We start from the raw sequence: 12,758 nt of genomic DNA on the forward strand, positions 1-12,758 counted from the left end.
TGGAGTAGTAAAGATTTAGGAATATAGGACGATGACGTTAAGTAAACCCGAAATGCTAAAACAAAGTTACTTGTTTGAGACTGAGGAAAGATTGCATTCTGATGTTGAAGAACACATTAGGCAATTATTTAGTCTGTCTCATTCAGACAATATAGATGAGTATGTTGATGAAATATCTGATAAGTTTATTGGGGCAGATGATGCTAGTAGTGATATTGATTTAGATTCATTGGTGGCAAAGTTTGGTGATAGTAAAGTACCGAGTCATCCTGCTGAGTTTACTAGCTATTTGGAATATTTAGCTGATAATGTGATTGCTCATTCAATTCATACTGCTTCACCAAGATTTATTGGTCACATGACTTCGGCATTGCCATATTTTGTGCAACCGTTAGCTAAGTTGATGACGGCGATGAATCAAAATTCAGTGAAAATTGAGACAGCAAAATCTCTCAGTTTTTACGAGCGTCAAGCCTTAGCAATGTTGCATCGACAAATATATAATTTATCTGATAATTTTTACGCTGAACATATTCAAAATAGTCAAAGTACACTGGGTATTTTGACATCTGGTGGGACAACGGCAAACATTACGGCTATGTGGTGCGCTCGGAATGCTGTTTTGGGTGCGAAGGATGATTTTTTAGGTGTTGAAAAGGAAGGTTTAACCGCAGCATTAAATTTTTATGGTTATAAAGGTGCAGCCATTATTGGCTCGGAATTAATGCACTTTTCTTTTGATAAAGCGGCAGATTTGTTAGGTATTGGAAATCGGGGTTTAATTAAAATTCCGGTTGATAGTAACAATCGGGTGAGAGTGCGATCGCTACGTCAAGCTGTAGCTAAATGTCGTGAGCAAAACTTGTGTATAATTGCCATTATTGGTATTGCTGGTACTACAGATTCAGGCGGTGTAGATTCACTCTTAGATATTGCCGAAATTGCCCAAGAAGCTAATGTGCATTTTCATGTAGATGCTGCTTGGGGAGGGCCTTTAGTTTTTTCTCAAAAACATCGCTATAAACTTGCAGGTATTGAACAAGCTAATTCCGTCACCATTGATGGACATAAACAACTTTATCTACCAATGGGAATTGGGATGCTATTTCTGCGTGAACCGCAAATGGCACAATCAATTGAGAAACAAGCCAGCTATACCATGCGTAAGGGATCTTTCGATTTAGGTAAACGCGCTTTGGAAGGTTCTCGTCCTGCTATGGCGTTATTCTTACACGCTGGGCTGAATTTAATTGGTAGTAAAGGATATGAATTTTTAATTGATGAAGGTATTAGAAAAACTCAATATATGGCTAATAAAGTTCGTTCAATGTCTGAGTTTGAGTTACTAGCAGAACCTGATACTAATTTGCTTCTTTATCGCTATATTCCTGAAAACTTAAGAGAGCTTGTAGCTAAAAAGCAATTGACGGAGATTGACAATTTATTTATTAATAAGTTTAATGAGTATCTGCAAAAAAGTCAACGTCAAGCGGGACGAACTTTTATCTCGCGGACAATGAAAACTAGCAATTGCTTTAGTCAAGAAATTTCCATTGTGGCACTACGGGCAGTATTAGCAAATCCATTGACAACTGAAGATGATATTGATGCGGTTTTGCAGGATCAGATCCAGATTGCCTCAGAAATTTCTCGCTTAGAAGATGAAAAAAATTACAGTTTTGAATAAAATTAACTTGGAGCGATTTTTATGTATTTAGCAAGTCCCATCATAGAAGATAATGCCCTAAATCTTTACAACAACTGGGCTTTTGCATATCCACAAGATAATAGCAGCGAACTTTGGCTGGAATTTTTGGGAAAACATATATTAGAATACTTGCCTGAAAATGCTCGTATTTTAGATGTTGGTTGCGGTCAGGGTCAATTAGTCAATAAACTGATTGCTAAAGGTTATCAAGTAACTGGGGTTGATTTATCAGACGAAATGTTGCGTTATGCTCGCAAGAATGCACCCAGTGGCGAATTTATTCAGAGTGATATACGCTCTTTTGAAATGCCACCTACTTTTCATGCAGTTGTTTCATCGAGTACAGTATTCAACTATATGTTGAGTATTGAAGACTTAACAAAGGCTTTTCAAAAAGTATATGATTCGCTATTGCCAAATGGTTGGTTTGGCTTCGATTTGAGCGAAGGAGAATTAGTGAGAGAAGATAATAATTTAGTTGAGGAATGTAGTGGTGATTTTGGCGATGACTATACGTGGCTACAACGTTCAATTTACGACCCAAAAAGTAAGTTATGGCAAAGTCATTATGTGACATTTCAATTGCTCGATGGTAGCTGGCATCGAAAGGATGTAAATTGTACAGCTAAAGCTTATTCTCGGACAGAGGTGCAGTCTGTTCTAGAAAAAGTGGGCTTTACAAAAGTTTTGGTCAATGATGTTACACAGGATGCTGAAATATCTGGTTTAGCAGATTCAAGAATAATATACGTTTTTCGTAAAAGTATATTCTAAGAACTAGCTGAAGAAGGTTGCCATTTTTCATTGGTAAGGTTTTAAGTTTTGTAGTTTTGTAGGGTGCGTTATTAACAATAGTCCTAACGCACCGCCAGAAATTTAAGATGCGTGACTCTGGCGTGATAACTGTTTACAGACTTCTCTAAAATTTACTTCGATGAATCCTGAAAATAAATTTCCCAGCATCGATGATGCTGCAATAGCAATAATTGGCATGGCTGGGCGTTTTCCTGGTGCTAAGAATGTTGATATTTTTTGGCAAAATTTACGAGATGGTGTAGAGTCAATTACTTTCTTTACTGATGAGGAATTGCTATCAGCCGGTATCAAGCCAAAATCACTTAATGATCCTAATTATGTCAAAGCATTTGGTGTATTAGAAGATATCGAATTATTTGATGCTAATTTTTTTGGTTTCACCCCTAAAGAAGCAGAATTAATAGATCCACAACATAGATTATTTATAGAATGTGTTTGGGAAGCATTAGAAAATGCTGGCTACAATTCTGAAACTTATCCTGGACAAATAGGTTTGTTTGCTGGTGCTGCTTTAAGTTCTTATTTATTACATAATTTATTTTCTAACTTTTATCCTCATTGGGATGCGTTAAACTCAGTCGAATCATTTCAAATGTTTGTTGGGAATGATAAAGACCATTTACCTACACAAATTTCTTATAAATTAAATTTAAAAGGGCCAAGTGTTAATGTTCAAACTGCTTGTTCGACATCATTAGTTGCGGTGCATTTTGCTTGTCAAAGTTTGCTCAATGGCGAAAGTGATATGGCTTTGGCTGGTGGTGTATCTGTACATTTACCCCAAAAATCTGGCTACTACTATGAACAAGGGGGAATTTTATCAAATGATGGTCACTGTCGCGCCTTTGATGCTCATGCTAGTGGTACTATTTTCGGTAACGGTTTGGGTGTAGTCGTGCTGAAGCGATTAGAAGATGCTGTGCGCGATCGCGATTACATTCATGCCATAATTAAAGCTTCAGCAATTAATAATGATGGCTCTTTAAAAGTAGGTTATACAGCACCTAGTGTAGAAGGTCAAACAGCAGTAATTTTAGAAGCATTAGCATTAGCTGATGTGGAACCAGAAACGATTTCTTATATTGAAACTCATGGAACGGGTACTGTATTAGGAGATCCCATTGAAATAAAGGCTCTCACACAAGCTTTTCGTGATAGCACTGATAAAAAAGGTTTTTGTGCTGTTGCTTCCACAAAAACAAATATTGGACACCTGAATACGGCTGCGGGTGTGGCTGGTTTAATTAAAACTGTTCAAGCCCTTAAACATCAACAAATACCTCCCAATTTACACTTTCAAACTCCTAATCCCCAAATAGATTTTGCTAATAGCCCCTTTTATATCAATACCACTCTTTCAGAATGGCAAAGTAACGGTACACCGCGCCGGGCTGGGGTTAGTTCCTTTGGTATTGGTGGAACTAATGCTCATGTGATTTTGGAGGAAGCAATACAATTCAAAATTCAAAATTCAAAATTCAAAAATAAATATTTTTTGTTACCTTTATCGGCTAAAAGTGAGCAAGCACTTGAGCAAGTAACAACTAATTTGGCTACACATTTACAACAGCATCCTGAATTAAATTTGGCTGACGTGGCTTATACCCTCAGTGTTGGGCGGCGGGCTTTTGACTATCGGCGGATGGTTGTTTGTCGTGATATTGAAGATGCAATCAAAGTATTAACAAATTTAGACTCAGAACGAGTTTACAGCTACTACCAGAAACCGAGCAAACGTCCCGTTATATTTATGTTCTCAGGACAGGGAACGCAATATGTAAATATGGCGCGAGAACTGTATGAAGTTGAGCCAATTTTTCAAGAACAAGTAGATATTTGTGCAGATATTCTTAAACAGCACTTGGGGTTAGATATACGTCAAATAATATATCCTAGCGAACAACAAATACAAACAGCTTCCGCCCAACTGCAACAAACATCTCTGGCTCAACCTGCATTATTCACCATTGAATACGCCTTAGCCAAGTTATGGATGTCTTGGGGTGTGTTACCCACGTCCATGATAGGTCATAGTATTGGTGAGTATGTAGCCGCTACTTTAGCTGGTGTATTCAGTTTAGAAGATGCTTTAACTTTAGTTGCGGTGAGAGGAAAAATGATGCAGCAACAGCCACCTGGAAGTATGCTGGCTGTATCACTACCAGAAGCAGATGTAAAACAATTTTTAGGTGAAGAACTTTCTCTAGCTGCAATTAATAGTCCATCCGCCTGTGTTGTTTCTGGAAAGACAGAAGTTGTTGAGACTTTACAAAACTATTTAGCTTCTAAAAACATCAATTCTCGTCTGTTACATACATCTCACGCCTTCCATTCGCAGATGATGGAGCCAATGTTAGCGGCGTTTACTGAACAAGTAAAAAAAGCTAACCCCAAACCGCCCAAAATTCCCTTCATTTCTAATCTTACTGGTACTTGGATTCAAGCCAATGAAGCTACGAATCCCCATTATTGGAGTCAACATCTACGCTCTTGTGTGAGATTTTCACAAGGTATATCTGAGTTATTAAAACAATCAGAAGGTATCTTTATAGAAGTAGGAGCCGGACGGACATTAAGTACATTAACAAAGCAGCATTTAACACCTAATGCTAAACAATTAGTTGTAACTTCTCTGCGCCATCCCCAAGAACAACAACCAGATATTGCTTTTATATTAAATACATTAGGTCAGCTATGGCTAGCAGGAATAGATATAAATTGGTCAGAATTTTATAGCCACGCACAACCTTATCGTATTCCCTTACCTACTTATCCTTTTGAGCGTCAACGTTATTGGATTGAAGCAAAAATACCATCATTTGAATCACCAGAAGAAAACCAAGTTTTTTCTAACTCAGCCAACTTCACAGAAACGAAATTACAAGAAGCAAATATATCTTATTCCCGTCCCCACATTGGCAATACTTACATTGCTCCCACTAACGAATTAGAATCACAAATTGCCAAAGTCTGGCAAGAAGTTTTAGGAATTCAACAAATTGGCATTTATGATAACTTCTTTGAATTAGGTGGAGACTCTCTAATAGCTACTCAACTTGCTTCTCGCCTACAAGCAAATTTCCCTGTAGAATTACCACTCCGCGAACTGTTATTACAAGCCTTAACTATCGCCAAACAAGCAGAAATAATTGAAGAACTACTGCTAGAAAAACTCACCGAATTATCAGAAGAAGAAGTCCAAACTATTCTCACTACTTAATACCCGTGTGTTAAATAAAAACTATGGACAACTCCACCCTCTCCCCAGCCAAAAAAGCCCTATTAGAAAAATGGAAACAAGGTAAATTTAAAACCGAAGCCATTCCCAAACGCCAAAACTCTCAACCCATACCATTATCTTTTTCGCAACAAAGACTTTGGTTTATTCACCAACTTTATCACGGTAGTTCTTTCTATCATGTCACCAGTGCTTTACACCTAACAGGCTTACTGAATGTATCAGCACTTCAGCAAAGCCTCAACGAAATCCTCAGACGACATGAAGCATGGCGAACAATCTTTGTATCAGGAGAGGAACAGCCAATACAGATAGTTTTACCTCAAATAACTTGGGAAATACCTATTATTAATATTGAGCATTTAGCTAATCAAGACTGGGAAACAGAAGTTCAACAAATTGCTATCAAAGAAGCACAAAAACCTTTTGATTTAGCTGCTACACCATTATTCAGAGCAACTTTACTGCGCTTGAGTGAAGTAGAAAATATATTACTTTTAACCATACATCATATAATTACAGATGGCTGGTCTATGGGTGTGTTTGCCCAAGAATTAGCAACGCTATATGCGGCTTTTTCTAACGGGAAACCCTCTCCTTTAGCAGAACTGCCGATTCAATATGCAGATTTTAGCATTTGGCAACGCGATCGCCTGCAAGGAGAACTGCTAAACACTCAACTTAATTACTGGAAGCAACAATTAGCTGGTAAACTGCCAATACTCCAGTTACCTACAGATTATCCCCGTCCGCCGGTTGCAACATTTCACGGTGCGAAACAATACTTTACTTTATCAAAAGAATTAACCGCAGCATTAACCGAATTAAGTCAGCAAGCAGGCTGCACTTTATTTATGACGCTGCTAGCGGCGTTTAATACATTACTATATCGCTACACTTCCCAAGAAGATATTTTAGTAGGTTCCGCCATTGCTAACCGTAACCGCGCCGAATTAGAAGGGTTACTTGGTTTATTTGTAAATAACTTAGTTCTGCGGAATAACTTAAGTGGTAATCCTACTTTCCGAGAACTTTTAAGTCGAGTAAAAGATGTAACTCTCAATGCTTATGCACATCAAGATTTACCTTTTGAAAAGTTAGTTGAAGAATTGCAACCTGAGCGAGATTTAAGCCGGAATCCTTTGTTTCAGGTAATGTTTATTCTCCAAAATGCACCAACGCCAGTGGAAGAAGTGGCTGGGTTAACTGTGCGTAATTTAGAAATTGATCACGGTACATCGGAATTTGATATTACTGTGTCCATCTCGGAAGCAGAAGAGGTATTAACTGGATTTTGGGAATACAATACAGATTTATTTGATGCAGTGACAATTCAAAGATTGATTGATAATTTCCAAAATTTACTCATAAGTATTATCATCAATCCTCATCAAAGCATTTCCGAATTGCCATTACTCACAACTCCAGAGAAAAAGCAATTATTAGAGTGGAATTATACTCAATCTGATTATCCGCATCACGCTACTTTACATCAATTATTTGAGCAGCAAGTCGAGTCTTTTCCTGATGCTTTAGCATTAATTAGTCAGCCAGAAAATCTAACTTATCAACAACTCAACCAAAAAGTAAATCAACTTGCTCATTATTTAATCAAATTAGGAGTCACAACCGAAACTCTGGTGGCTATATGTCTAGAACGCTCTGTAGATATGATCATAGCGATTCTAGCGATTTTAAAAGCTGGCGGTGCTTATTTACCCCTAGACCCTAATTATCCCGTGGAACGCCTGCAATTTATGTTGGCTGATTCTCAAGCGGCATTGATGATTAGCCACACATCATTAAAGCATTGTTGGGGAGAAGTAAAAGCGATGGTGCAAAGCACCCGTCTTACAACGATCGCATTAGATACAGACTGGGATAATATTCAACAGGAAAGTCGAGAAAACCCCCGCAGCGCATCTGAAGCACATAACCTCGCCTATGTAATTTACACCTCCGGTTCAACGGGAACGCCTAAAGGTGTGCTGGGAACCCATCGTGGTACAGTTAACGGTTTACACTGGCTATGGAAAACCTATCCTTTCGCAACTGGGGAAATTTGTTGTCAGAAAACAGCGATTAGTTTTGTTGATTCAGTCTGGGAAATTTTTGCACCCTTACTGCAAGGTGTTCCTAGCGTTATTATCCCCGATGCGATCGCCAAAGACCCCCAAATTTTCCTCGAAACTCTCACTAACTACCAAGTTTCGCGCCTCGTGCTTGTCCCTTCATTATTGCGCCTACTCCTAGATAATTACCCACATCTCACACAAAATTTATCTCATCTCCAACTTTGGATTACCAGTGGAGAAGCACTAACTATTGATTTAGTCAAAACTTTTCAGACATTATTACCAAATGCCAAATTAATTAATCTTTATGGTTCTTCAGAAGTATCTGCAAATGTCACTTATTACGACACAAGTTTATTAAGTGAAACATCCTCCACAGTTCCCATCGGTAAACCTATAGATAATACACAAGCATATATTTTAGATAGCAATTTACAACTTGTTCCCATTGGTGTAGCTGGAGAATTATATATTGGTGGCGATGGACTAGCTAGGAGTTATTTACATCGTCCAGAACTGACACAAGAAAGATTTATTGATAACCCATTTTTAATAGGAACTAAACTTTTCAAAACTAGTGACTTAGTACGCTATCAAAATAACGGTCAATTAGACTATCTCGGTCGTAATGATGACCAAATTAAAATTCGAGGTTTTCGTATAGAATTAGGTGAAATTGCCACTGCGATCGCTCAATATCCGTCTGTAAAAATGCTGTTGTCATCTCTTATGATGATGCTCAAAGCGATAAATATTTAATTGCTTATGTAGCTACACCACAAAAAGATATCATCCCGTCACTACAAGCATATTTACAGCAGAAACTACCAAGTTTTATGCTACCCTCAGCTTTTATATTATTAGATGAAATTCCCCTAACACCTAATGGTAAAGTAGACAAGCAAGCACTCCTATCTTATGAAGTAATTCCCACAATTGTTAATAAATCTTCCGTTGCAGCTAACACTTTTACAGAATTAGCCCTAGTAAAAATTTGGGAACAGTTACTTAACACTAGTCCCATTGGCATTACAGATAACTTTTTTGAACTAGGAGGACATTCATTTTTAGCTGTGCGCTTAATTGCCCAAATTTATGAGCTATTTGGACATAACCTCAGCTATCTATCCTCTTTGAAAATCCTACAATTGAAAAACTCGCCAAAATTGTCAGTCAACCAGCAAGCTTAGGTGCAAATTCTCCTTTAGTAGCCATTCAATCTGCTGGTGAATATCGTCCTTTCTTCTGTGTCCACGCAGCCGGAGGAGATGTCAACAACTACCTTATTCTATCCAAAAAATTAGGTAGAGAACAACCATTTTACGCTCTAGAACAAACCCCTCATCAACAAGAATTTAATCCTCTCTCTGTAGAAGAAACCGCAGCTTATTACCTCAAAGAAGTTCGTCAAGTCCAGCCTCATGGCCCTTATCTTTTAGGAGGTTGGTGTTACGGAGGTATCATTGCTTTTGAAATGGCACAACAACTACAAAGACAAAATGAAACAGTTGATTTACTTGCAGTCATTGACGCAATATTGCCCAAAACTATCATCCAGCCAGACAAAGACGATGATGCTAAATTAGTCCTGCGTTTAGCTGAAGCTATCAAAAACTGGTTCAATATAGAATTTGCCGTTTCCTATAATGAACTACGAGATTTACCGCTAGATGAACAATTTCATTTCTTATTCAGCAAAGCTAACCTCAAAATTAGCGATACAGAAATGGCACAACATCTACAAAGTTATCAGCTATTCAAAACCCATATCCAAGCCATGCGGAATTATATTCCACAGATTTATCCCCAAGAAATTACATTATTCAAAGCCAGCAAAATCATTACCCACGACTTTGAAACTCACGAATTCCATACAGATGATCCCTTATTAGGTTGGGGTAAATATTCTTCCCAACCCATCAACATGATAGAAATTCCCGGCAATCATTTCTCTATATTTAATGAACCTTACATCCAAGAACTAGCCAATCACTTAAAAACATCTCTCCGTCACACTCAAAAACTCTAAACAATCCTCTCTGTACCTTTGCACCTCTGCGCTTCTGCGTCTCTGCGTGAAATTAAACATGAAAATACCCGAAGTAAACATTCCTCTCTGGCTAAACATTATTAAAATAGCCAACAACCCCCTAAACCACCTGGATGCTATCGCCAAAAAATATGGCAACATTTTCATCATTAACTTTGGTGAAACACCTATAGTATTTGTGAGCGAACCTCAAGCCATTAAACAAATTTTTACCAATACAAAAGATATTAAAACACCCGGTGAATTAAACGCAGAAGCAGCATTAATCACCGGCAATCAAGGTATATTACAACTCGATGGACTACGCCACAAACATCGACGTAAATTAATGATGCCAGCTTTTCATGGTGTCAAAATGCAGGCTCAAGGAAAGCTAATTTGCCACCTGACAAAGCAAGTAATAGATGAATATTTAGCCAAAAAAACCTTCACCGCCTATCCCACAATTGAAGATATTACCTTGCAAGTCAGCATGAAAGTTGTCTTGGGCTTACAAGAGGGAGAACGTTACGAAAAACTCAAGTACCTACTTCCCACCATACTTAAGAGTATGCGATCGCCCATCATGCAAACTACCTCTTTTCTACCCTTTCTGCAAAAAGATTTAGGAAAGTGGAGTCCTTGGGGATATCTCCTACACCTCCGTCAAGAAATTTTTGAGCTGCTTTACGCCGAAGTGCAAGAACGCCGCCAACAAGCAGACACCTCCCGCAGCGATATCCTATCCGAGTTAATATTTGCCCGTGATGAGATGGGTGAACTGATGACAGATGAAGAAATCCGTGATTTGTTACTCTCACCCTTATTCGCCGCTCAAGACGCTTCCGCCGTAGCTATCACTTGGTTATTGTATTGGGTTTATCGCCAGCCTCAAGTCCGCGAACAGCTGCTACAAGAACTAGCTACTCTTGGCGACTCACCCGATCCCATGAGCATCGCCCAACTGCCTTATCTCAGTGCTGTTTGTAACGAAGTCCTACGTATTTATCCGGCACAATTATTCACATTTCCCCGCCGCGTCGAATCCCCAATTGAACTCATGGGTTATGACTTAGCCCCAGGAACACTCATCATGGGTTGTATTTATCTCACACATCAACGTCCAGATTTATACCCAAATCCTAAACAATTCCAACCAGAACGTTTTCTAGAAAAACAATACACCCCTTACGAATTTTTCCCCTTTGGTGGCGGTACTCGTGTCTGTATTGGTGCAGCCTTAGCCATCTTTGAAATGAAACTCATCCTAGCCACTATCCTCTCCAACTATGAACTCACCCTAGTCAAAAAACAACCAGAACAACCCAAATTTGAAGGTTTAATGTGCTATCCCGCCAGTGGTGTCAAAATGCACATCTCAGCCAAAACCCCGCGCCCATCTGCGGAAACCTCTTCACCCCTCTGCGTTTAAAAATACTATGAACCTCCCCCAAGGCCCAAAACTCCCAGCTTGGCTGCTGAGAATGCAATTTACAGCCGATCCTCTGCGTTTTCTCGATCAAATGAATCAACGCTATGGTGACACTTTCACCATCATGTCTGAATCTACACCCTTAATCTTTGTCGGTAATCCCCAAGGGATGAAGCAGATTTTCACCAATACAACAGAAATCATCGCCTCTGGAGAATTAAACGCCGAATCAGCCCCATTGGTAGGGAAAAACGGACTACTTCTACTCGATGGTATACGCCATAGAAAAAGACGCAAACTACTGATGTCTCCTTTACACGGTAATAAGATAAAAGCCTACGGACAGCAAATTTGTGATGTCACCGAAAAAGTCATGAATCAGCTACCCCTGGGGAAATCTTTTTTAGCCTACCCCACCATGCAAAAAATCACCCTAGAGGTAATTTTAAATACTTTATTCGGCTTACATACAGGCGATCGCTACGAACAACTCAAGCAACTGCTAACTAATTTAATGAATTATGCGCGATCGCCCTTTGTCGAAATCCCCCTATCCTTCCCCTTTTTACAACAAGACTTAGGGCGGTGGAGTCCTTGGGGTTACTTTCGTTATCTATGGCGACAATTTGACAACCTGATTTACGCGGAAATTAGCGATCGTCGTCAGCAACCAAACCCCAATGCTAATGATGTCCTTTCCGAGTTAATATTTGCCCGCAACGAAACAGGCGAATTATTAACAAATGAAGAAATACGCGATTTATTTCCTTCATTATTATTCGGTGGACGAGATGCTTCTGCAACAGCCATTACTTGGGCATTATACTGGCTTCATCGTGAACCACAAGTCCGCGAAAAATTGCGTCAAGAAATCACTAAATTGGGTGAATATCCCAACCCCATGAGCATTGTTGAACTTCCTTATCTCAATGCCGTCTGTAATGAAATATTGCGGATTTATCCCACTCAATTCGTCACATTTCCCCGGATAGTAGAATCAACAACTAATCTCATGGGCTATAACTTAACTCCAGGCGCAATCATCATCGGTTGTATTTATTTAACACATCAAAACCCAGAATTATATCCACAACCACAGCAATTTCAACCAGAACGTTTTCTAGAAAAACAATACTCTCCCTACGAATTTATGCCCTTTGGTGGCGGTGCTAGGCGTTGTCCTGGAGAAGCTTTAGCTACGTTTGAAATGAAATTAGTATTAGCAAAAATTCTTTCTCGTTATCAATTAGCCCTAACCCATACAAAGCGAGAAAAACCACAACCCCAAGGTGCAAACTATCCCCCAGCCAGTAAATTAAAAATGGTATTATGCAACATTCAGCAACATCAACAATCACCACAAGAGGCTGTGCATTTTTAGTGAGATTAAGTATCTATTTTAGAGAATTAAATGGAACGACTTGAACAGATCAAACCATGTAACTTAACCTAAAAATACT

Annotated in this window: 8 protein-coding genes and 1 pseudogene; all 9 read left to right on the forward strand. The window is 38.9% G+C overall.

Features of this window, described 5'->3' with window-relative positions; all coding sequences use genetic code 11:
* Positions 1-31: 31 nt before the first annotated feature.
* The 9 genes and pseudogenes from panP (at position 32) to CV014_RS14255 (ending at position 12,679) form a co-directional block, all read left to right on the forward strand.
* Complete coding sequence (gene panP / locus CV014_RS14215) at positions 32-1,687, forward strand: pyridoxal-dependent aspartate 1-decarboxylase PanP (RefSeq protein WP_236142628.1); 1,656 nt, start codon at positions 32-34, stop codon at positions 1,685-1,687.
* Positions 1,688-1,708: 21 nt separating this feature from the next.
* Positions 1,709-2,482, forward strand: a complete 774-nt coding sequence (locus CV014_RS14220; RefSeq protein ID WP_236142629.1) for a class I SAM-dependent DNA methyltransferase — start codon at positions 1,709-1,711, stop codon at positions 2,480-2,482.
* 160 nt (positions 2,483-2,642) lie between these two features.
* A complete protein-coding gene (locus CV014_RS14225) occupies positions 2,643-5,744 on the forward strand; it encodes a beta-ketoacyl synthase N-terminal-like domain-containing protein (RefSeq protein ID WP_442946912.1) in 3,102 nt (1,033 codons plus the stop codon).
* 23 nt (positions 5,745-5,767) lie between these two features.
* Positions 5,768-8,596, forward strand: coding sequence for a non-ribosomal peptide synthetase (locus CV014_RS14230; RefSeq protein WP_236142630.1), 2,829 nt, complete (start codon positions 5,768-5,770; stop codon positions 8,594-8,596).
* A pseudogene (locus CV014_RS14235) lies at positions 8,596-8,670 on the forward strand (hypothetical protein); the annotation flags it as partial. The gene CV014_RS14230 and the pseudogene CV014_RS14235, both read left to right, overlap by 1 nt.
* Before the next feature lie 3 nt (positions 8,671-8,673).
* On the forward strand, positions 8,674-9,027 hold the full coding sequence (locus CV014_RS14240) for a phosphopantetheine-binding protein (RefSeq protein WP_236142631.1): 354 nt from the start codon (positions 8,674-8,676) through the stop codon (positions 9,025-9,027).
* Between the two features lie 95 nt (positions 9,028-9,122).
* Complete coding sequence (locus tag CV014_RS14245) at positions 9,123-9,866, forward strand: thioesterase domain-containing protein (protein WP_236142657.1); 744 nt, start codon at positions 9,123-9,125, stop codon at positions 9,864-9,866.
* Positions 9,867-9,924: 58 nt separating this feature from the next.
* Positions 9,925-11,298, forward strand: a complete 1,374-nt coding sequence (locus tag CV014_RS14250; protein ID WP_236142632.1) for a cytochrome P450 — start codon at positions 9,925-9,927, stop codon at positions 11,296-11,298.
* 7 nt (positions 11,299-11,305) lie between these two features.
* Positions 11,306-12,679: a cytochrome P450 gene (locus CV014_RS14255; protein WP_236142633.1), complete on the forward strand. Its 1,374-nt coding sequence runs from the start codon at positions 11,306-11,308 to the stop codon at positions 12,677-12,679.
* Positions 12,680-12,758: the final 79 nt, after the last annotated feature.

Origin of the sequence: Nostoc sp. CMAA1605 (assembly GCF_021596505.1) — a bacterium.
In the GTDB taxonomy this organism is placed as follows: Bacteria; Cyanobacteriota; Cyanobacteriia; order Cyanobacteriales; family Nostocaceae; genus Trichormus.

What these genes read in the sequence shown, in the direction of transcription:
- panP (WP_236142628.1), top strand. Translation starts at nt 32, where the DNA reads ATGACGTTAAGTAAACCCGAAATGCTAAAACAAAGTTACTTGTTTGAG.
- CV014_RS14220 (WP_236142629.1), top strand. Translation starts at nt 1,709, where the DNA reads ATGTATTTAGCAAGTCCCATCATAGAAGATAATGCCCTAAATCTTTAC.
- CV014_RS14225 (WP_442946912.1), top strand. Translation starts at nt 2,643, where the DNA reads ATGAATCCTGAAAATAAATTTCCCAGCATCGATGATGCTGCAATAGCA.
- CV014_RS14230 (WP_236142630.1), top strand. Translation starts at nt 5,768, where the DNA reads ATGGACAACTCCACCCTCTCCCCAGCCAAAAAAGCCCTATTAGAAAAA.
- CV014_RS14240 (WP_236142631.1), top strand. Translation starts at nt 8,674, where the DNA reads ATGCTACCCTCAGCTTTTATATTATTAGATGAAATTCCCCTAACACCT.
- CV014_RS14250 (WP_236142632.1), top strand. Translation starts at nt 9,925, where the DNA reads ATGAAAATACCCGAAGTAAACATTCCTCTCTGGCTAAACATTATTAAA.
- CV014_RS14255 (WP_236142633.1), top strand. Translation starts at nt 11,306, where the DNA reads ATGAACCTCCCCCAAGGCCCAAAACTCCCAGCTTGGCTGCTGAGAATG.